This window comes from Neorhizobium sp. R1-B (assembly GCF_004368875.1).
Lineage (GTDB): Bacteria > Pseudomonadota > Alphaproteobacteria > Rhizobiales > Rhizobiaceae > Neorhizobium > Neorhizobium huautlense.
This window is the reverse complement of the sequence record NZ_SOEM01000018.1, coordinates 72,889-92,756: the sequence shown is the minus strand read 5'-3', so window position 1 is coordinate 92,756 and position 19,868 is coordinate 72,889. Positions and strand designations below refer to the sequence as shown.

Annotated in this window: 19 protein-coding genes; 16 read left to right on the top strand and 3 right to left on the bottom strand. The window is 61.6% G+C overall.

Annotated features, from left to right (window positions below; translation table 11 throughout):
• Positions 1-15: 15 nt before the first annotated feature.
• On the top strand, positions 16-339 hold the full coding sequence (locus tag EDE05_RS20765) for a YbaB/EbfC family nucleoid-associated protein (RefSeq protein WP_134102843.1): 324 nt from the start codon (positions 16-18) through the stop codon (positions 337-339).
• Between the two features lie 29 nt (positions 340-368).
• Positions 369-980, top strand: coding sequence for a LysE family translocator (locus EDE05_RS20760; protein ID WP_134102840.1), 612 nt, complete (start codon positions 369-371; stop codon positions 978-980).
• On the opposite strand, the gene EDE05_RS20755 is transcribed toward EDE05_RS20760, so the two are convergent.
• Entirely contained in the window at positions 977-1,588 is a 612-nt protein-coding gene (locus EDE05_RS20755; RefSeq protein WP_134102837.1) for an MOSC domain-containing protein, read from the bottom strand. The two genes, EDE05_RS20760 and EDE05_RS20755, sit on opposite strands and share 4 nt — an antisense overlap.
• A gap of 54 nt (positions 1,589-1,642) precedes the next feature.
• On the opposite strand from EDE05_RS20755, the gene recR reads away from it, so the two are divergent.
• The gene (recR, locus tag EDE05_RS20750; protein ID WP_105373628.1) at positions 1,643-2,248 is read left to right on the top strand and encodes a recombination mediator RecR; all 606 of its coding nucleotides are present in this window, start codon (positions 1,643-1,645) and stop codon (positions 2,246-2,248) included.
• A gap of 17 nt (positions 2,249-2,265) precedes the next feature.
• Positions 2,266-3,522: a lytic murein transglycosylase gene (locus tag EDE05_RS20745; RefSeq protein ID WP_245519953.1), complete on the top strand. Its 1,257-nt coding sequence runs from the start codon at positions 2,266-2,268 to the stop codon at positions 3,520-3,522.
• On the opposite strand, the gene EDE05_RS20740 is transcribed toward EDE05_RS20745, so the two are convergent.
• Both EDE05_RS20740 and EDE05_RS20735 read right to left on the bottom strand, forming a co-directional pair.
• Positions 3,519-3,974, bottom strand: a complete 456-nt coding sequence (locus tag EDE05_RS20740; RefSeq protein WP_134102834.1) for a GNAT family N-acetyltransferase — start codon at positions 3,972-3,974, stop codon at positions 3,519-3,521. The genes EDE05_RS20745 and EDE05_RS20740 overlap by 4 nt on opposite strands.
• 10 nt (positions 3,975-3,984) lie before the next feature.
• Complete coding sequence (locus EDE05_RS20735) at positions 3,985-5,616, bottom strand: MFS transporter (protein WP_134102831.1); 1,632 nt, start codon at positions 5,614-5,616, stop codon at positions 3,985-3,987.
• A 244-nt stretch (positions 5,617-5,860) separates the two neighbouring features.
• On the opposite strand from EDE05_RS20735, the gene rimP reads away from it, so the two are divergent.
• The 12 genes from rimP to EDE05_RS20675 all read left to right on the top strand — a co-directional run bounded on the left by rimP (position 5,861) and on the right by EDE05_RS20675 (position 19,735).
• Positions 5,861-6,448: a ribosome maturation factor RimP gene (gene rimP / locus EDE05_RS20730; RefSeq protein ID WP_112796469.1), complete on the top strand. Its 588-nt coding sequence runs from the start codon at positions 5,861-5,863 to the stop codon at positions 6,446-6,448.
• Positions 6,449-6,510: 62 nt separating this feature from the next.
• Complete coding sequence (gene nusA / locus EDE05_RS20725) at positions 6,511-8,118, top strand: transcription termination factor NusA (RefSeq protein WP_134102828.1); 1,608 nt, start codon at positions 6,511-6,513, stop codon at positions 8,116-8,118.
• On the top strand, positions 8,118-8,804 hold the full coding sequence (locus tag EDE05_RS20720) for an RNA-binding protein (protein ID WP_134102876.1): 687 nt from the start codon (positions 8,118-8,120) through the stop codon (positions 8,802-8,804). Before nusA ends, EDE05_RS20720 begins: the two co-directional genes overlap by 1 nt.
• 101 nt (positions 8,805-8,905) lie before the next feature.
• Positions 8,906-11,638, top strand: coding sequence for a translation initiation factor IF-2 (gene infB / locus EDE05_RS20715; protein ID WP_134102825.1), 2,733 nt, complete (start codon positions 8,906-8,908; stop codon positions 11,636-11,638).
• A 377-nt stretch (positions 11,639-12,015) separates the two neighbouring features.
• Positions 12,016-12,777, top strand: coding sequence for a 2-dehydro-3-deoxy-D-gluconate 5-dehydrogenase KduD (gene kduD, locus EDE05_RS20710; RefSeq protein WP_134102822.1), 762 nt, complete (start codon positions 12,016-12,018; stop codon positions 12,775-12,777).
• A 311-nt stretch (positions 12,778-13,088) separates the two neighbouring features.
• Entirely contained in the window at positions 13,089-14,180 is a 1,092-nt protein-coding gene (gene exbB / locus EDE05_RS20705; RefSeq protein ID WP_134102819.1) for a tonB-system energizer ExbB, read from the top strand.
• A 6-nt stretch (positions 14,181-14,186) separates the two neighbouring features.
• Positions 14,187-14,708, top strand: a complete 522-nt coding sequence (gene exbD, locus EDE05_RS20700; RefSeq protein WP_105373620.1) for a TonB system transport protein ExbD — start codon at positions 14,187-14,189, stop codon at positions 14,706-14,708.
• Positions 14,705-15,718 (top strand): energy transducer TonB, encoded by a 1,014-nt coding sequence (locus EDE05_RS20695; RefSeq protein WP_134102816.1) that lies wholly within the window; start codon positions 14,705-14,707, stop codon positions 15,716-15,718. Before exbD ends, EDE05_RS20695 begins: the two co-directional genes overlap by 4 nt.
• Before the next feature lie 35 nt (positions 15,719-15,753).
• Entirely contained in the window at positions 15,754-16,743 is a 990-nt protein-coding gene (locus tag EDE05_RS20690) for an Ldh family oxidoreductase (protein ID WP_134102813.1), read from the top strand.
• A gap of 388 nt (positions 16,744-17,131) precedes the next feature.
• Positions 17,132-17,755 carry a ribonuclease D gene (locus EDE05_RS20685; protein ID WP_134102810.1) on the top strand — a complete coding sequence of 208 codons (624 nt, stop codon included), beginning with the start codon at positions 17,132-17,134 and terminating at the stop codon, positions 17,753-17,755.
• A complete protein-coding gene (locus EDE05_RS20680; protein ID WP_134102807.1) occupies positions 17,755-18,639 on the top strand; it encodes a DUF817 domain-containing protein in 885 nt (294 codons plus the stop codon). Before EDE05_RS20685 ends, EDE05_RS20680 begins: the two co-directional genes overlap by 1 nt.
• A gap of 67 nt (positions 18,640-18,706) precedes the next feature.
• A complete protein-coding gene (locus tag EDE05_RS20675) occupies positions 18,707-19,735 on the top strand; it encodes a hypothetical protein (protein ID WP_134102804.1) in 1,029 nt (342 codons plus the stop codon).
• The last annotated feature ends 133 nt before the right edge of the window (positions 19,736-19,868 follow it).

The window sequence follows — 19,868 nt, the reverse complement described above, 5'->3', positions numbered from 1 at the left end:
AAGAGGATTTTCGACATGCGCGACATCATGGGCATGATGGGCAAAGTCAAGGAAATGCAGGCCAAGATGGAACAGATGCAGGCGGATATCGCCGCTCTGGACGTCGAAGGCACATCCGGCGGCGGCCTGGTGACCGTCCGGTTGAACGGCAAGGGCGAAATGCTCGGCTTGAAGATCGATCCATCGCTCCTCAAGGAAGAAGAGGTCGAGATCCTGGAAGACCTGATCGTCGCTGCCCACAAGACCGCAAAGGAGCGCGCCGAGGCGATCGCTGCCGAAAAAACGAAGGAACTGACTGCCGGCCTACCGATCCCGCCCGGCTTCAAGATGCCGTTCTGATCCGTCTATAAGGGAATTGGGAGGTTCCGATGACGCTTACATCGCTTCTGGTTTTTGCAGCAGCGCTTTTCGTTGCCGCTGGTTCGCCCGGGCCGAGCATCGCTGCGCTTGTCGCCCGCGTACTTTCCAAAGGCTACCGCGACGTGCCGCCTTTCCTGACCGCCATGTGGATCGGTGAAGCGGTATGGCTTTCCTTTGCAGTCGCAGGCCTCGCCGCCATTGCCGAGAGTTTTCACCTCGTCTTCGTCGCGATCAAGTGGCTCGGGGTCATCTACCTGCTCTATCTCGCCTGGAAGATGTGGGTCGCAGAGCCTGCCGGTTCCGACAAGGAACTGCCGGAAAGCCGATCGGCGCTGAAGATGTTTCTGACCGGGCTGACGCTCACGCTCGGCAATCCGAAGATCATGATGTTCTATGTGGCGCTGCTGCCCTCGATCATAGACCTTGGAGGCGTGACGCTTGCCGGCTGGCTGGAGCTGATTGCCGCGATGTTTGTCGTGCTGGTCGTTGTCGATCTTGCATGGGTTCTGCTTGCCGCCAAGGCCCGGCAATTCCTGAAAAGCCCGCGCGCCGTGAAGATCGCCAACCGCCTTTCGGCCGGGACGATGGCGGGTGCGGCCGCAGCAATCGCCACGCGCTAAGCCTCGAATGCCGGCCTCCATCGGTGGCCTATGGGAGCTGAGAGGAAACGAACTCGTTCCGCGTCCGAGAGGCTTCTGCCGACGGCCGCCAGCATTTCCGGGATGGTGACGCGCTCGCCGGCATAATGTTCGTGGCGGACGGGATCGCCCCGCGAAATCATGCCGGGTACGATCACACGGCAATAGATGCCTGGGCGACCGGCTCTGGTATAGGCCTTCACGAATGTCGGGTCGCCCATCTTCACCGCAAGCGTGTTACAGGGCGAGCGGGCGCAACTTGCTTCAAGCACGACCTCGCCCACATGGAAGCGGTCGCCGGCGGCAACGTCCCGGTTATCGAGGCCGTCGATGATCAGGTTCTCGCCAAACGTGCCGGGCAGAAGATCGCGGCCGAGCTCCTGAGCCCACCAATCCCGAGTCAACGAACCTTCAAGCAGCACCGCCTGATCCTCGCCGCCATGATGTTTCGTGTTGCAAACAGCGTCGCCGACCAGGCCGAGCCTGTCGATCATGACGGCAGAGTTGACGGCGGCCTTGTAGATGCCGGTCTTAAAGCTCTTACCCGGCAGCTTCTCGGGGTGGCCGAGACAGATGGCGAGAAGTTTCATGCAGGCATCCCTTCCGCGATTCCGTTTCGGAAGCATATGGGCTAAAGGGAAAATATGGCAAAGCGAGTCACTGGTCCCGAAATCGAAAAACTCATCCAGCTTCTGGCAAAGGTTCCGGGGCTGGGGCCGCGCTCGGCACGACGGGCGGCGCTGCACCTCATCAAGAAGAAAGAGCAAATCCTCGGGCCGCTTTCCCACGCCATGGGTGAAGCATATGACAAGGTGAAGATCTGCTCGCGCTGCGGCAATGTGGACACGGTCGACCCCTGCACCGTCTGCACCGATGTCAGCCGCGACCAATCCCTGCTGATCGTCGTGGAGGATGTTTCCGACCTCTGGGCGCTGGAGCGGGCGGGCGCAATGAATGCCGCCTATCACGTGCTCGGCGGCACGCTCTCGCCGCTCGACGGCATCGGGCCTGACGACCTCAATATCCGCGGGCTGATCGACCGGGTGAACGAGGGTACGATTCGCGAAATCATCATCGCGGTCAACGCGACGGTCGAAGGCCAGACGACGGCGCATTATATCACCGACCAGCTTTCCGGCATCGAGGTGAAGATCACCCGGCTTGCTCATGGCGTGCCGGTCGGTGGCGAACTCGACTATCTCGACGAGGGAACGCTGACGGCGGCCTTGAGGGCGAGGACGGTGATATAGCCTTGAAGAGGATGATGATGAGCAAGCGTACCGTCGAGCGAGCGATCGCATTGGTTTTCGCCATGATCGTGGCCCTCCTCTCCGTCCCCGCACTCGCCCAGAACCGCCCCGATGTTGAAAAACAGTTCCAGGGATGGATTGTCGGCGATCTGGGACCGGCAGCCAAAAAAGCCGGTATCTCCGAAAAGACGCTGAGGGCAGCGTTTCAGGGCGTCACGCTGAACTGGGATCTGCCTGACCTCGTGCCTCCCGGTACAACTCCGCCGAAGCACCAGGACCAAACTCAGGCGGAGTTCTCCTCGCCCGGCGCCTATTTCTCGGAGAAACGATTGCAGGGACTGGCCGCCACAGGCCGAGGCCTCGCCTCCACTCATGCGGCGGTACTGAAGAAGATCGAAGCGACCTATGGCGTTCCCGGAGAGATCGTCGTCGCCATCTGGGGCCGCGAATCCGGCTTCGGAAGGGCGAAACTGCCCTATTCCGCCGTTCAGGTTCTTGCAACCAAAGCCTTCATGTCGACCCGCAAGGAGATGTTCCGCGACGAACTGATCGCCGCGCTGAAGATGATCGAACGGGGCGATGTCGATGCCGCGACCATGAAGGGCTCGTGGGCCGGCGCACTCGGCCAGCCGCAGTTCATGCCTTCCAGCTATTTGAAATACGCCGTCGATTTCGACAGGGACGGACATCCGGACATCTGGAATTCCGTGCCGGATTCCCTCGCCTCGATCGCCCACTATCTCCAGAAGGAAGGATGGAGCCGAGGCCGCGACTGGGGTTTCGAGGTGACCATCCCCGAACGAGTCTCGTGCGCCCAGGAAGGCCCGGATCTCGCCAAGCCCATTTCGCAATGGGCCGCAACGGGAATTACCCGCATTTCGGGGAAAGACTTCCCCGCCGCTGATCTGAAAGCCTCCGGCATGATGCTCGTACCGGCCGGTCGGCACGGACCGGAATTCCTCGTGACCCCGAATTTCTACGTGCTGAAGGAATACAACAACTCCGATCTCTATGCGCTATTCATCGGCAATCTTGCCGACCGGATCGCCTCGGGGGCCGGCCCCTTCGCGGCACAATGGGACGACATAGGCAAGATGTTGCGTTCGGACGTGCTCGCCATGCAGAAGGCGCTGGTCGCCAAAGGCTATGACGTCGGCAATGTGGACGGCCTGCCCGGTTACAAGACCCGCCGTTCGCTCGGCGACTGGCAGGTGAAGAACGGCCTTGCCCCCACCTGCTACCCGCACCCGTCGCTCAAAGGCAAAATCCGCTAGAGGTTTCGTTTCAGGCCTTCGTGGCTGGCGACAAAGCCAAGTTTTTCGTAGAAGCGGATGGCATCCGGCCGCGCCTTGTCCGAGGTGAGTTGCACCAGCTTGCAGCCGCGTTCCCGAGCCATTTCCACCGCCCACTCGATGAATTGCGAGCCGAGCCCGCTGCCTCGCTCCCCGACCGAGATGCGCACGCTTTCAATCTGGCCGCGCCACATGCCGGTGCGGGACAGGCCCGGAATGAAGGAGAGCTGCAGGCAGCCGATCACCTGATCCGCTGAATCCACCGCGACCGCCAGAAGCTGGTTCTCATCGGCATCGATCGCCGCAAAGGCACGCTCATAGCGAGGATCCGCCGGGTGAGAGAGGATCTCCCGCGAATGCCCGAGCGGGTCGTCCGCCAGCAACGCGACGATAGCGGGAAGATCAAAATGGCGGGCTTTTCTGAAAAGGAACATGGTGGGCCGGTTAATGATGCAGGTCGGGGGGTGACTTGTGAAATACGTCGTCGTCCGGCGGTATCGTTTGCCGTTCGATCAGGCGATGGACCCGCGGGCCTTCTTTTTCGTGATGGAGCGCGCGGATCGCGTCCCAAACCTCGGCGTCCGCCTGCGTGCGCCGCTGGTTGTGCCGCACGTAATCGGCCCAGGTCGCCGTGTGGTAGGTCTCGGTCCAGATCTCCGGATGCTCGAGGTCGCGCATCAGGGCCCATTGCCGGGCGCCGTCGCGAATGCGGATCCGCCGCCTGCGTGACATCAGGGCAAGGAATTCCGGCACATCCTCGTCAGCGATGATGTAATCGATCAGCGACACGATCGGGCCGCTGCGAGGCTGCAGGTCGAGCCTCAATAGCGGCTCGTTGAACCGGTTGAGCGGATCGAGATTGAGGTCGCTGAGCTGCGGCAGGGGCGCCCGCATGCCGATCGCCGCACCGAACAGCATCGCGAGGCTCGACAATGATAAAGCAACCGATACGTCAAAGCCTTCCGAGAGGATGCCCCATAGCCAACTGCCCCCGGCGATGCCGCCAAAGGCGGCCGTCTGGTAGAAGGAGAGCGCCCTGCCGACGACCCAGCGCGGCGTCGAGAGCTGCACCGTCGTGTTGAACAAAGAGAGCGCCATAACCCAACAGGCACCGGGAACAAGAAGCACCGCAGTGCTGAGCCAGGTATTGGTGCTGAGCGCGAGAATGGCGGCGCTTACGGCAAACCCCAGAAAGGAGAGGCGTACGATCGACTCGCTCGACAGTTTCTCGCGCAGCCGCGAGTTGCCCATCGCCCCAGCGATCGCCCCGACCCCGAAAGCACCTAGCATGACGCCGTAGGTGAGCGGGCCTCCCCCCACCAGATCGCGCGCCACAATCGGCAGAAGGGCGAGAATGGCGCTGGCCGACAGGCCGAAGATCAGCCCCCGAAACAGGACGTTCAGGATGTTTGGCGACATCGCCACGTAGCCGAGCCCGGCCGAAAGCGCACGCAGCAACGTTTCCCGCGGCAGGGCATTGTCGCGGACAGGGGGCTTCCAACGAAAGAGCGCGTAGATCAGCGCGAAATAGCTGCATGCATTGACGGCGAAGGCGGCGGCGGCGCCCGCCGCTGCAACGATCGCGCCGCCAATGGCCGGGCCAAGGCTGCGGGTGATGTTGAAGCCCACGCTGTTGATCGTCACGGCCGCAGGCAGCACCTCGCGGGGGACCATGTCGCCGACCGATGCCTGCCAGGAAGGGTTATTGAGCGCTACTCCGCAGCCGAGCAGGAAGGTAAACGCCAGGAGCAGCCAGGGCGTCAGCAGGTCGAAATAGGCACAGAGCGTGAGTATGACCGAAACCACAAGCATGAAGATCTGCGCCGTCAGCATCAGGTTGCGCCGATTGAAGTTATCGGCGAGAGCACCCGCGATCAGGGAGAAAAGCATGATCGGCAAGGCCGTCGAGGCCTGAACCAATGCGACCATATCCTGCGAATCGGAAATCGAGGTCATCATCCAGGCAGCGCCGACGGCCTGGATCAGCCCTCCGAAATTGGAGGCCAGGCTTGCTATCCAGATGGTCCTGAAGGTCTCGTGCCTGAAGGGTGACAAGGTCGATATCCGGTCAGGCAATTTCCGTCCTCGTTTTTACTGCGTCGTCACGCAACCGTTATAGACGGGGCATATTCAAATTCCAGCAGCCAGGGGCAAAGAAACAGGCGACTCTTGCAATCCAGGGCATGAGGGAGTATATGCAGGCCATATTCTTGATCGTCCGATGAAGAGTGGGCCCGACCGGACCCGCTCTTTTTTGTTAGGCGGTTGGTTCAACCCGAATCCCGGCAAGGCCGGATTCGGCAATGATGCCGGAGAGCTTATGCCGCAAACCGAACACGAGCCGCGGCTCATCATCGAGACCGGGCTCGACCTCAGGATCGCCGAAATCATCGAGCCCGTGCTGATTTCCATGGATTTCCGGCTGGTTCGCGTTCGCCTGCTGAACCAGAACGGCCTGACGCTGCAGATCATGGCCGAGCGCAATGACGGGACCATGGATGTCGAGGGCTGCGAGGCCGTGTCCATGGCGATTTCGCCGGTCCTAGATGTGGAAGATCCGATCGATAAAGCGTATCATCTCGAAGTGTCCTCGCCGGGCATCGACCGCCCGATGGTCCGGAAATCGGATTTCACCCATTGGAAGGGCCATCTGGTCAAATGCGAAACGTCGATCATGATCGACAACCGCAAGCGGTTCCGCGGCAGGATCACGGAAGCGGACACGGAAGGGTTCACCCTCGAGCGGGACCAGGTCGCCTATGGCGAGGAACCGCGGGTAATAATCCCGTTTTCGGCACTGGCTGAGGCAAAGCTCATTCTGACCGACGATCTGATCCGCGACGCCCTTAAGGCAGACAAGCTTGCCAAAACTCAGGCAGCGAACCAGAACGACGAAGACGACGAATAACAGAAAAAATTAAGGGGCCTCGAGGAGAGGCCATACCTTTCGACCTACGGAGACCAACGACAATGGCAGTGAGTGCGAACCGGCTTGAACTTCTGCAGATCGCGGATGCAGTGGCGCGCGAAAAGGTCATCGACCGCGAAATCGTGCTGGCCGCGATGGCCGACGCCATCCAGAAGGCTGCCCGCTCCCGTTACGGCTCGGAAACAAATATCCGCGCCGACATCAACTCCAAGACCGGCGAAATCCGTCTGCAGCGCCTGCTGGAAGTGGTTGAGACCGCCGAAGACTACGGCACGCAGATCCCGCTGGCACTGGCCCGCGACCGCAATCCAGATGCCAAGATCGGCGACTTCATTGCCGACCCGCTGCCGCCGATGGATTTCGGCCGCATCGCCGCGCAGTCGGCAAAGCAGGTTATCGTCCAGAAGGTTCGCGAAGCCGAGCGCGATCGGCAGTTCGACGAATTCAAGGACCGTGTCGGCGAAATCGTCAACGGCACCGTCAAGCGCGTCGAATACGGCAACGTCATCGTCGACCTCGGCCGTGGCGAGGGCATTATCCGCCGCGACGAAATGATCCCGCGAGAGAACATGCGCTACGGCGATCGCGTCCGCGCCTATGTCTACGACGTGCGCCGCGAGCAGCGCGGCCCGCAGATCTTCCTGTCGCGCACCCATCCGCAGTTCATGGTGAAGCTCTTCACCATGGAAGTGCCGGAAATCTACGACGGCATCATCCAGATCAAGTCGGTCGCCCGCGACCCCGGTTCTCGCGCCAAGATCGCCGTCATCTCGAACGACTCGTCGATCGATCCGGTCGGCGCCTGCGTCGGTATGCGCGGTTCGCGCGTCCAGGCCGTCGTCGGCGAATTGCAGGGCGAGAAGATCGACATCATTCCCTGGAGCCAGGATCCGGCGTCGTTCATCGTCAACGCGCTGCAGCCGGCCGAAGTCGCCAAGGTGGTTCTCGACGAGGATGCCGAGCGCATCGAAGTCGTGGTTCCGGACGAGCAGCTGTCGCTCGCCATCGGCCGCCGCGGCCAGAACGTACGCCTCGCGTCGCAGCTTACCGGCTGGGACATCGACATCATGACCGAGCAGGAAGAGTCCGAACGCCGCCAGAAGGAATTCAACGAACGCTCCAACCTTTTCATGGAAGCGCTCGACGTGGACGAAATGATCGGCCAGGTGCTGGCGTCCGAAGGCTTCGCGCAGGTCGAGGAACTGGCTTATGTCGAGCTCGACGAAATTGCCTCCATCGAAGGTTTCGACGAAGACACGGCGACTGAAATCCAGACCCGCGCCCGGGAATATCTGGATCGCGTCGAGGCGGAGAACGATGCCAAGCGCAAGGAACTCGGCGTCTCCGACGAGTTGCGCCAGATCGACGGCCTGACGGCGCAGATGATGGTCGCCCTCGGCGAGGACGGCATCAAGACGATCGAGGATTTTGCCGGTTGTGCAGCCGACGATCTGGTCGGCTGGAGCGAACGCAAGGACGGCGAAACGAAGAAGTTCGAGGGCCTTTTCTCAAAGTTCGACGTTTCGCGGGTGGAAGCTGAAAACATGATCGTCCAGGCGCGTCTGCTGGCTGGCTGGATTACCGAAGAGGATCTTGCGCAGCAGCAGGAGGAGCAGGTCGAGGAGGCGGATACCGCCGAACAGGAATGATTCCGCTCGCAGGCGAGCCGGACAGCGACGATGACGAGCGGAGCGAGATTGTCGTGAACGACCGCACCTGCATCGTGACGCGCGAAAGCGGTTCGCCGGAGACGCTGATCCGCTTCGTTGCCGGCCCGGACGGGCGCGTCGTGCCCGACCTGAAGCGTCAGCTTCCGGGGCGCGGCTGCTGGGTCAAGGCTGACCGGGCTCTGGTTGACCGGGCGGTTCAGAAAAAGCTTTTCGCCCGGGCGCTGAAGACCGAGGCGAAAGCCGATGCCGATCTGGGTGCACTGGTGGACAGGCTGCTCGCAGCCGATCTTGTCGGCATGATGAACATGGCCCGCAAAGCGGGTCAGTTCGTTTCCGGCGCCATGAAGGTGGATGCCGCCGTCCGTGCGGGCGCCGCGCTTGCCGTCTTTCATGCGGCGGACGCTGCTGCCGACGGGGTGAGAAAGATAGACCAGGCCCGCAAGGCCTGGAAGCTCGGGACCAATGCCGAGGAAGATATTCCATCCTTTTCGCTCTTTACCGGAGCTGAATTGGACGAAGTGATGGGCCAGAATGCTTTTATCCATGCTTGCGCGCTTGCAGGGCAGGCGGGTGAGGGTGTAGTGAAGCGCGCAAACCTACTTGAACAGTACCGCACAGGCGGCCTGTCCCAAAAAAAGGATGTCGCCGACATGCCGAAGCAATGACGCGGTCACCGGCTTCAGCCGGACGCATAATCGAAATACATGAATTGAACGACAGGTTCTGATGGCTTTCATCTGTTCCTGTCCGAAGGAACAGGAACGGAATGACCGATAACAAAGACGACAAGACACTCGGCGTTAAGAAAACCCTTACACTGAAGCCAACGGGCGTAAGCCAGGGTACCGTGCGCCAAGACATGGGTCGCGGTCGCACAAAAGCCGTCGTGGTCGAGACGGTGAAACGCCGGCCGACCCGGCCGCTCGATGAGAAGCCGGTATTTGCGCCCGCAGCTCCGACGCCGAAACCTGTCGAAGCGGCACAGCCCGCGCCGCAGCCCGTCAATCCTCAGCCACGGATCCATCAACCCGCCCCCCAAGGTGGCCAGCGTCCGCTTCCCCAGCAAGGGCAACGCCCTTCGTCCGGCTCCTCGGCACCGCCGCCGCGTCAGCCGCAGCGTCCGCAGGTCCTGCACGACCTCTCGGCAGGTGAAATGGAAGCCCGCCGCAGAGCGCTGGTTGAGGCTCAGGCACGCGAGGTCGTCGAAGCCAAGCGCCGCGCCGAGGAAGATGAGCGTCGCCGGCTCGAAGATGAACGCCGTAGGGTCGAGGAGGCAGCCGAGGCCGCTCGCCGCGCAGCGGAAGCCACGGCCGAACCGGCCAAGGAAGAGCCTGCCGCAGCTGCGGCTCCCGCCCCTGCGGTTGCCGAAAGGCCGGCAGAACGTGCCGCCACTCCGGCGGGCCGCCCGCAGGAGACGCGTCCATCGGCTCCCCGCCCATCTCCGGCGGCACCACCTGCAGGTCAGCCCGTCGTCGGTCGCGGCCGCAGGGCCGGCGAGGACGAAGAAGAGGAACGGGCTCCGGCTCGGGGCGCTCCTGGCCGCGGCCGCGTTGCAGCGCCCGCACCAGCCAAAGTTCCTGCCCGACCGAAGGGCGAGGAAGACCGCCGCCGCGGCAAGTTGACGGTAACTACCGTCAGCGAGGACGACGAGGGCGGTGCTCGCGGTCGTTCGATGGCAGCCATGCGGCGCCGGCAGGAGAAATTCCGCCGCAGCCAGATGCAGGAACCGCGCGAAAAAGTCGTGCGCGAAGTCATTCTGCCTGAGACCATCACCATTCAGGAACTGTCGCAGCGCATGTCCGAACGCGCCGTGGACGTCATCAAGTACCTGATGAAGGAAGGCCAGATGATGAAGCCGGGCGACGTCATCGACGCCGACCTTGCCGAACTCATCGCCGGCGAATTCGGCCACACCGTCAAACGCGTTTCGGAATCCGACGTCGAGGAAGGCATCTTCAACGTTGCAGACGACGAAGGCGAAATGGTTTCGCGCCCACCGGTGGTCACCATCATGGGTCACGTTGACCACGGCAAGACCTCGCTGCTCGACGCCATCCGTCACGCGAACGTGGTGGCAGGAGAGGCCGGCGGGATCACCCAGCATATCGGCGCTTACCAAGTCGAACAGAACGGCCAGAAGATCACGTTCATCGACACCCCCGGCCACGCCGCCTTTACGGCAATGCGTGCCCGTGGTGCGCAGGCGACCGACATCGCAATCCTCGTGGTTGCTGCCGACGACAGCGTGATGCCGCAGACGATCGAATCGATCAACCATGCCAAGGCGGCAGGCGTTCCGATCATCGTGGCGATCAACAAGGTGGACAAGCCGACGGCCGATCCGCAGAAGGTGCGCACGCAGCTTCTGCAGCACGAGGTTTTCGTGGAATCCATGGGTGGTGAGGTGCTCGATGTCGAAGTTTCGGCGAAGAACCACACCAACCTCGACAAGCTGCTTGAGGCGATCCTGCTGCAGGCCGAAATTCTCGATCTGAAGGCCAATCCGAACCGGACGGCCGAAGGTACGGTCATCGAAGCCCAGCTCGACCGCGGCCGCGGCTCCGTCGCAACGGTCCTCGTCCAGAAGGGCACTCTGAGACCCGGCCAGATCATCGTGGCTGGCGACCAGTGGGGTCGCGTCCGGGCGCTCGTCACCGACAAGGGCGAACACGTCAAGGAAGCCGGCCCTGCCATGCCTGTCGAAGTGCTTGGTCTTTCCGGCACGCCGGCGGCAGGCGACAAGTTCGCCGTCGTGGAGAACGAAGGCCGCGCCCGCGAGATCTCGGAATACCGCCAGCGTCTCGCCCGCGACAAGGCCGCGGCACGCCAGTCCGGCTCGCGCGGATCGCTCGAGCAGATGATGACGCAGCTGCAGGCCTCTGGCCTGAAGGAATTCCCGCTGGTCATCAAGGGCGACGTGCAGGGCTCTATCGAAGCGATCATTGGTGCGCTCGACAAGCTCGGCACGGACGAAGTCCGCGCCCGTGTCGTTCACTCGGGTGCAGGCGGGATCACCGAGTCGGATATCTCGCTTGCCGAGGCATCCAATGCGGCGATCATCGGCTTCAACGTCCGTGCCAACGCACAGGCGCGCGCCTTCGCCGAGCGTTCGGGCATCGAAATCCGCTACTACAACATCATCTACGATCTGGTGGATGACGTGAAGGCAGCGATGTCGGGCTTGCTGTCTCCGGAACGTCGCGAGACCTTCCTTGGCAATGCCGAAATACTGGAGGTGTTCAACATCACCAAGGTCGGCAAGGTCGCTGGTTGCCGTGTTACCGAAGGCAAGGTCGAGCGCGGTGCGGGCGTACGCCTCGTGCGCGACAACGTCGTCATTCACGAGGGCAAACTCAAGACGCTCAAGCGCTTCAAGGACGAAGTGTCGGAAGTGCCGGTCGGTCAGGAATGCGGTATGGCCTTCGAGAACTACGAAGACATCCGCGCCGGCGACGTCATCGAGTGCTTCCGCGTGGAGCACGTCACGCGCACGCTGTGACCTCCGGCAACGAGCCTCAGCAATTTCAGGAGCCGTCCGTGACCTTCACGGGCGGCTTCTGGCATTTTGACGATTCGGTGCCGCTTGAGGAACTGGTCGCAGCGCCGAGCTGCCGGCCTGACTTATGGAGAGCAGACGAAGCGGGCCTACCACCGAGTCTTCTGCCGCGGCGACCTCTCCCTATGATGAGACTGCAGATCGATACAGGCTGTTTATTCGGGCCCGATAAGCCGCCGCTGGATCAATCCTTTCAGAGATGCCAGTTCGAGCCCTTGACGGCACCGGCTGATGCTGTGGCAAAAATTTTCAGCTTCTACCGGAGCGCTCGTAACGGTAAGCAGGCCGTATCTGCATTTCTGGCTTTTGAGGAGGAAGACATGGCTGTTTCATTCGATCTGAGCGGCAAGACGGCAATCGTCACCGGCGCCAATACGGGGCTCGGACAGGCGATAGCCGTTGCACTCGCCGGCGCGGGAGCGGACGTGGCGCTGGTGGGACGATCCTCGATGTCGGAGACCGAAGCGGCCATCGCCGCCGCCGGTGGCGGAAAAAGCTGCACCATCAAGGCTGACCTTTCGACGATCGAACCGGTTCAGGACGTGATCGACCAGACGATTGCCTGGACAGGCCGCGCCGACATCCTTGTCAACAACGCCGGTATTATCCGCCGGGCCGACGCAATCGATTTCAGCGAAGCGGACTGGGATGCGGTGATGGATGTCAACCTCAAGACGGTTTTCTTCCTCTCCCAGGCCTTCGCCCGTCGTCTGATTAGCGAAGGCAAGAGCGGCAAGATCATCAATATCGCTTCGCTTCTCTCATTTCAGGGCGGCATTCGTATTCCCTCCTATACGGCCTCCAAGAGCGGCCTGGCCGGGTTGACGCGCCTGCTCGCCTGCGAATGGGCTGGCAAGGGCATCAACGTGAATGCGATCGCGCCTGGTTACTTCTCCACCAACAATACCGAAGCGCTTCGCAACGATCCCGATCGCAATTCGGCCATCCTCGGCCGCATCCCAGCAGGCCACTGGGGCCAGCCCGAAGAACTTGGCGGTGCGGCCGTTTTTCTGGCGTCGCCGGCTGCGGACTACGTCCATGGCGTGGTTCTGCCGGTCGATGGCGGCTGGCTGGCACGTTAAGGCATCCGCGCGGCCGCCGGGAGCAACCGGCGGACCAATAATCTCCCACTTAACGTCACCTACCCCGATGGGACAGCGGCCCACGGCGATTGCTGTCTCATCGGTCGCTGACGGCAATTGTTGCCTCAGATGAATTTGATCGATTTTCTCAAGATTTATTAGTTGCCATTTCTAGTCATGTTTATTATCGGATAGCAGCATAATCGCGAAGTCAGGCGGCGGTGGTCGCCCGCTTCCGGTGTGCCATTTGTGGCGACGCCGATTCGCCCTCCGCCGATCGCGTTGTCGAACAGTCCGGAGTACCGCCTGCCATGCCTGTTACCCTGAAGCTCGCTTTTCACACGCGCCAGCCGAACAGGAGCCGGCTTCCCCTAACGCTGGCGATGCTGGTGCTGGCAGCTTCGACCGGCATGGCGCAAACTCCTGCCCCTGAGCCCCAGGCGCAGCCGGCACCTTCGCAGGCAACCACGACAGCGCCGCCGGTCCCCCAGGCGCCCGCGGATCCGGCAGCCGCAAGCCAGACCCCTCCAGTTCTTACCACGCCAGCTTCCGAGGCCGGCGTGCCCGCCTCGCCTGCTAGTCAGGCACCCACCTCCGCCGGGACTGCGCCCGCCGCACCTGCTTCACAACAGCCGGTCGATATGCTCACCCAGCTCCTGGAGCCCGAACGCCGCCCGGACCTGCCTCATGACCTTTCTCCCTGGGGCATGTTCATGGCAGCTGACTGGGTGGTCAAAGGCGTGATGCTCGGCCTTGCCTTCGCCTCGCTGGTGACCTGGACCGTGTGGCTCGCCAAGACGCTGGAGCTTGCCGGAGCGCGTGCCCGTGCAGCCAGGACGCTGAAGACCATCCGCTCATCCCGCACGCTTTCTGAGGCGGTCAACGCAGCCGGGAGCCGTGGCGGCCCGGCCGCCCACATGCTGCGTGCGGCAGCCGAGGAGATGGAGCTTTCCGAAGCCGCGCTGGACCACGTCCATGGCGAGGGCGTGAAGGAACGCGTGGGATCGGCACTGTCGCGTATCGAAGCCTATGCGGGCCGCCGCATGTCGCGCGGTACGGGCGTACTCGCGACGATCGGCTCCACTGCGCCGTTCGTCGGCCTCTTCGGCACCGTCTGGGGCATCATGAACTCCTTCATCGGCATTTCCCAGTCGAACACGACCAATCTGGCGGTCGTCGCACCGGGCATTGCCGAGGCTCTGCTCGCGACGGCGATCGGCCTCGTCGCCGCCATTCCGGCCGTGGTCATCTATAACGTCTTCGCGCGGTCCATCACGGGTTACCGGCAGCTTCTGGCGGATGCTGCGGCCGGCGTCGAACGGCTGGTCAGCCGCGATCTCGACTTTCGAAAAATCCCTCCGGGAGGCCGCAAGATTCCCGTGTCGCTGGTGGCGGGAGGCTGATCGATCATGGCCGGCGGCATCCGCGAACATCACGGCGACGAGCTTTCCGAAAATCACGAGATCAACGTGACGCCGTTTATCGACGTCATGCTGGTTCTGCTGATTATCTTCATGGTGGCCGCCCCGCTCGCGACGGTCGACGTCAACGTCGATCTCCCGGCCTCCACAGCCAAGCCTGCCGAGCGCCCGGACGAACCGCTTTATCTTACGGTCAAGGAAGACCTTAGCCTCAACATCGGCAACGATGCAGTGGCACGCGAGCAGCTTGCCGCATCACTCGACCGGATGACGGAAGGCAACAAGGACACGCGCATCTTTCTGCGCGCCGACAAGGCGGTCGACTACGGCCAATTCATGGAGGTCATGAACCTGCTTCGCGATGCCGGCTATCTGAAGATCGCGCTGGTCGGTCTCGAAACCCTGCCGGCGCCACAAGCTCCGGCAGCTTCTCCGACCGGCGACGGGCAAGCGCCGGTCGCAGTTCCACAGGCGCAGCCCACCGCTCCCGCAGCGGGAGGCAATCCATGAGCCTCGTCGTCTCGCAGACAGGTCCTGGCGGACGCGTCGGCGAGCTGGCGCTCTGGGCTGTCGCCGGGCTGATCATGCTCACCGTGCATGTCGGCAGCGCAGCCTATCTGCTCAAGGAAGAGCCGGATGCGGCGGCCGACAACGCGCCGCCTGCTGCGATCATGATCGAGCTGGCGCCAGAGCCGGAAGCCGTCAAAACCGAAGAAGAACAAATTTCGCCGGATACTCGGGATCAAGAGGTAGTCGAGAGCGAGCAGGTGGAGCCGGTCGAGGAACCTCAGCCCGAGCCCGAGCCAACGCCGGAACCAACCGTGGAGCAGGCTCCGGAACCGGTCGAGCCTCCGCCGCAGGAGATTGCGGAGCCGGTTAAACCCACGCCGCCCGAACCTGTGATCGAGGAACCTCTGCCGGAGCCACAGCCTGCGCCCGAGGTTACCGAAACCATTCCCGAGCTGATCCCGGAGCCGGTCGAGGAGATCGACCCCATCGAGCAGCAGATGACCGCGGCGCTGGAAAATGTCGAAGTGCCTTTGCCAATGATGCGGCCTGAACCGCCTCCGGCCGAAAAACCGGAGGAGGCAAAGAAGCCTGAGCCGAAGAAAGAGCCAGTCAAGAAGGTTGAGAAGCCGAAGCGGCAGCAACAGCAGGCGCGTCAGGAGATGGCCGAGGCAAAGATTCAGGCCAAGGAGTCCGACCGGACGGCCGCGAGCCAGACCTCTACCGGATCCATAGCGCCGTCTGTCTCGCCGGCGAAGTGGAGATCTCGTGTAGAGGCGAGACTCGCTCGTTTTGTGAGACGCTGCCCGCGCGAGGAATTCGGGATAGCATGGGTGAGATTTGATTTTGACGCCAATGGTAGCATCACCAGTGTCAGGCTGACCCGCCCCTCCGGAAACGAATCTGTGGATGAGTACGCAGTTTCCGCTGTCCGCAGAGTTTCGTCTATCCCGGCCCCGCCTGCCGGTGTTGCCAATTCCTTTGATCAGCAAATACAGTGCCTCGAGAAGTAGGCACTAGACACCATTTCCCGGATCATCTGCTACTGATGCGCTTGACCATAAAAGAAACTGAAGCGCTGATCCAACGAGTCTTCGAAGCCAATGATGTCCTGCCGGAAACCGCCACATCGGTCGCGCATGCGCTGGTGCATGCCGAAGCCGCCGGACAATACGGGCATGGCTTGCGGCGGGTCCCCGTCTATGTGGGCCAAGCCCGCAGCGGCAAGGTGGACGGGAAGGCTCGGTGTGCCGCTTCTCGCCCCCGGCCGGCGGTGCTGACGATCGATGCGGCCCTTGGTTATGCCTATCCGGCCTTCGACCTCGCCGTGGAGCGGCTCCCGGAGATAGCCAGAGAGCAAGGGATTGCCCTTGGCCTCATCCATCGCTCGCATCATGCCGGCGTGATGGCGCTGACGGTGGAACGTTTTGCCCTACAAGGCCTCACAGCGCTGATGTTTGCCAATGCCCCCGCTTCCATGGCCGCCTGGGGCGGAAAGAAGCGGCTCTTCGGCACCAATCCGATCGCATTCGCGACGCCCGTCGCAAATGACGATCCGCTGGTCATCGATCTGGCGCTTTCCACCGTTGCGGCAGGCAAGATCATGGCTGCGCGGCAGAAAGGCGAGGCCATTCCCGAAGGCTGGGCTTTTGACGCCAAGGGCATTCCCACCACGGACCCGACTGAAGCATTAAAAGGCGTCATCGCACCGTCCGGAGGCGCCAAGGGAGCAGCGTTGGCGCTGATGGTGGAAATCCTGGCTGCCGGGCTGACCGGATCGAGCTTTTCCTTCGAGGCGAGCTCGTTCATGGAAGAGAAGGGCTCACCGCCTTCTGTCGGCCAGATGCTTGTTGTCATCGACCCGGCCGCCGGAAGCGCATCGGCCGGAGAAAGGATCGCTGAACTGGCGAGAGAAATGGTCTCGGAAGAGGGCGTTCGCCTGCCAGGCCGTCGGGGCCAGAACGCCCGCCGCGAGGCGATTGAACACGGCCTCCATATCGATGACGAAGTCCTCGCCTCGATCATGTCGCTACTTTAGGCGCGAAAACGGCAAGCCGGAAGAGATCGAAGGAAGCGGGAGGCTGAAAATGAAAAAGCCTGGCGCGGGAGGAGGTGCGCCAGGCTTTAAACTTGATCGACAACTGGGAGGAGGAGGATGTTGTCGATCCGTACCAAGCGACACTGGGAGGAGGAGTGCGTCGCTCGATGACCAAAGATATAGGCTAATCGTTTAAGCGCGCCAAGTCATCTGGTTGCAATGCAGCAATGCGCCTAACGCAGAGCTGAGCATTTGCTCTTGCTCCAGACTGTCGCTCACGAACCTTGAAAGAAACCGCTGCACTCCGAGCCTCTGGACATCGTAGCGCCGCTCTCGAAAACATGATGTATAGCGAATCAACGAAACGGAAAGGCGTACGGAGGCAGCAATGGCGGAAATTCGATATCACGAGGGAGATATTTCCCCGGCAGACGCGGCCCGTTATACGGGATCAATCGCTATCGACACGGAAACGCTGGGCCTCGTACCTCGCCGCGACCGCCTCTGCGTCGTACAACTTTCTCCCGGGGACGGTTCGGCAGACGTGATCCGCATAGCGGCAGGCCAGAAGGAGGCGCCCCACCTCGTCGCCCTGCTCGCAGATCCGGTTCGCCAGAAGATCTTCCACTACGGCCGGTTCGATATCGCCGTCCTCTTCCAGACGTTCGGCGTCACGACAACACCCGTCTTCTGCACCAAGATCGCCTCCAGGCTGACGCGCACCTATACCGACCGGCATGGCTTGAAGGACAATCTCAAGGAACTCCTCGATATCGACGTTTCCAAGGCGCAGCAGCAATCCGACTGGGCCGCCGAGATATTGTCCGTGGCTCAACTCGAATATGCCGCATCCGACGTGCTGCATCTGCACGCACTGCGCGACAAGCTGAACGAGCGGCTCATCCGCGACAACCGAAGCGAACTGGCCAAAGCTTGCTTCGAATTCCTGCCGACGCGGGCCAAGCTGGATCTGCTGGGCTGGGAAGAAACGGATATCTTCGCGCATAGCTGATGGAGCAGCACGTTCCAGAACGCCGGCCGCAGCACGAGACCGGTCCTTATCTCGAGCCGCTGCGGCTGGCCATCCGCCGGGCGTTGGCCCCTCTTCCGTGGTGGCTTTCGGAATTCATACTGTTCGGGCTGAAACAGGCATGGGCGTGCCTCTTCGCCGCGATCATGCTTGGCCTGATCCTGTTGACGAAGCTCGCGTGGCAGCCCGAATGGCCGCTTCATCGTTACGACTTCCTCTTTCTTTCGGCCCTGGTGATCCAGGTTCTCTTCCTGCGCCTCAAGATGGAAAGCCTGGATGAAGCCAAGGTCATCCTGGTCTATCACCTCACCGGCACCGTCATGGAAATATTCAAGGTGCAGATGGGATCGTGGGCCTATCCGGAACCCTCGATCATCCAGATCGCCGGCGTGCCGCTGTTTTCCGGCTTCATGTACGCTTCGGTAGGCTCGTTCATGGCCAGAACGATCCGCGTCTTCGACATGCGGTTCACGCACTACCCGCCCATGTGGCAGACATATCTGCTCGCACTTGCGATCTACATCAACTTCTTCAGCCATCACTATCTGCCCGATATCAGGTACGTGCTTTTCGCAATGACGGTGATCGTCTTCCGACGGGTGAACATCCACTTCACGACCGACCGGACGACACTCCATATGCCGCTGGTCGCTGCCGCGTTCTTCTCATCGATCTTCCTGTGGTTGGCGGAAAATATCGGAACGATCACCGGCACATGGATCTACCCGACGCAGAAGGCCTGGCATGTGGTCTCGTTCGGAAAGCTCGGATCCTGGTATCTGCTTCTCTTCGTCAGCTTCGTTCTGGTAACCCTTGTCGTGAAGCCGCGGCCACCTGCGGCGTTGAAACAACGGCTGGATTGGTAGCTTCTCGTTAACTCTCGGTAGCTATTTTTACCGGCGGTGTATCTTTCAAAGGGACCGGATCCGGCCGATGTTGCTTCCCACCCAGCAGACCTATGGGCTTGCCGCGACGAATGTGATGCAATCGATGCTGGAAAGCGTCGAGGAGCAGCGCAGGAAAGAGGAAGCGGAGCGCACGGGCAAGGAGCGGGACCCGATCGCCGAAGCGCGCATCAGCGCCAGCGAGGACGCCAAGCGCGCCAATGAAAAGATAGCTTCTGCACTTTTCGGCGCCAATCGGACCGACCCAAACGAACTGAAGATCGAACTCGTCGACCGTCTGGCTGGCAAGCTCGGTATCGACACCGAGGAAGCACGCTCCTCCTACCGGCTCGGCAAGGCGCTGGAAGATGCGCTCAAGTCGATGATGCCGGACGAGGTCAGCGAGCTTGCGGATTACCTTGGCCTGGACGATCTGGGTATCACCATGGATACCCTACTCGCCGCGATCAAGAACCCCTATGGGGACGCCAACGCACGATTGGTGGAAGGCCTGACACGAAAAGCCAATGGCGGCAAACTGGATACAGAGGTCGAGAGGGTTGTTCAGCGCCTTGAGAATGTGGCGGACCCGAAGACGCTTGAGGAGCTGAAGCTCGGTCCCCAGGGTTACGATCCTACGCGGGTGGAGGACCAGGAGGCCCGCGCAGAACGCGCAGGAGACATCGAGGCAGCAGAGGCCGGCAAGAAGCTCGAGGACATTCAGAAAGTCCAGGACCTCATTGAGGAGAAAAACGGCAAGACTGCCGAAGAGCTCGATAGCGATGGCTCCCAGCCTGCTACGGGAACGGACGACACCACCCTGCTCGCCGTTTTTGCCGCCGCGGCGGAGCAGATCGCCAATTCCGATGTGGAAGACACGGGGGAAAATTCCGCCGACGCGGAGAGCACCTCCACCACCGAAGCTCTGAAGGATGAGGCTCCCGCGAGTGAAATTGCCGCCGATGCGGCCCTCGAGGCTATCAGCGAGAAGACCCTCGAGATCTCCGCCGACATCCTGTCCATCCATATCGACGATATCGGCATTTACGAACTGTTGGAAAAGAAGTTGGCTGCGTGACCTTCAACTAATCCGTATTCCCCTCAATTGCATCAGTTAGGGTCATTTCGTTCAGCACGCATGAATGAAATCGTCGAGTCGTTAGCAAAACGTTAACCCTTTAGCTCCAAACTATCTTCCATATATCGGCATT

Excerpts from the sequence above, each read along its gene's own strand:
- EDE05_RS20765 (WP_134102843.1), top strand. The coding sequence starts at position 16 with ATGCGCGACATCATGGGCATGATGGGCAAAGTCAAGGAAATGCAGGCC.
- EDE05_RS20760 (WP_134102840.1), top strand. The coding sequence starts at position 369 with ATGACGCTTACATCGCTTCTGGTTTTTGCAGCAGCGCTTTTCGTTGCC.
- EDE05_RS20755 (WP_134102837.1), bottom strand. The coding sequence starts at position 1,588 with ATGAAACTTCTCGCCATCTGTCTCGGCCACCCCGAGAAGCTGCCGGGT.
- recR (WP_105373628.1), top strand. The coding sequence starts at position 1,643 with ATGGCAAAGCGAGTCACTGGTCCCGAAATCGAAAAACTCATCCAGCTT.
- EDE05_RS20745 (WP_245519953.1), top strand. The coding sequence starts at position 2,266 with ATGAGCAAGCGTACCGTCGAGCGAGCGATCGCATTGGTTTTCGCCATG.
- EDE05_RS20740 (WP_134102834.1), bottom strand. The coding sequence starts at position 3,974 with ATGTTCCTTTTCAGAAAAGCCCGCCATTTTGATCTTCCCGCTATCGTC.
- rimP (WP_112796469.1), top strand. The coding sequence starts at position 5,861 with ATGCCGCAAACCGAACACGAGCCGCGGCTCATCATCGAGACCGGGCTC.
- nusA (WP_134102828.1), top strand. The coding sequence starts at position 6,511 with ATGGCAGTGAGTGCGAACCGGCTTGAACTTCTGCAGATCGCGGATGCA.
- infB (WP_134102825.1), top strand. The coding sequence starts at position 8,906 with ATGACCGATAACAAAGACGACAAGACACTCGGCGTTAAGAAAACCCTT.
- kduD (WP_134102822.1), top strand. The coding sequence starts at position 12,016 with ATGGCTGTTTCATTCGATCTGAGCGGCAAGACGGCAATCGTCACCGGC.
- exbB (WP_134102819.1), top strand. The coding sequence starts at position 13,089 with ATGCCTGTTACCCTGAAGCTCGCTTTTCACACGCGCCAGCCGAACAGG.
- exbD (WP_105373620.1), top strand. The coding sequence starts at position 14,187 with ATGGCCGGCGGCATCCGCGAACATCACGGCGACGAGCTTTCCGAAAAT.
- EDE05_RS20695 (WP_134102816.1), top strand. The coding sequence starts at position 14,705 with ATGAGCCTCGTCGTCTCGCAGACAGGTCCTGGCGGACGCGTCGGCGAG.
- EDE05_RS20690 (WP_134102813.1), top strand. The coding sequence starts at position 15,754 with ATGCGCTTGACCATAAAAGAAACTGAAGCGCTGATCCAACGAGTCTTC.
- EDE05_RS20685 (WP_134102810.1), top strand. The coding sequence starts at position 17,132 with ATGGCGGAAATTCGATATCACGAGGGAGATATTTCCCCGGCAGACGCG.
- EDE05_RS20680 (WP_134102807.1), top strand. The coding sequence starts at position 17,755 with ATGGAGCAGCACGTTCCAGAACGCCGGCCGCAGCACGAGACCGGTCCT.
- EDE05_RS20675 (WP_134102804.1), top strand. The coding sequence starts at position 18,707 with ATGTTGCTTCCCACCCAGCAGACCTATGGGCTTGCCGCGACGAATGTG.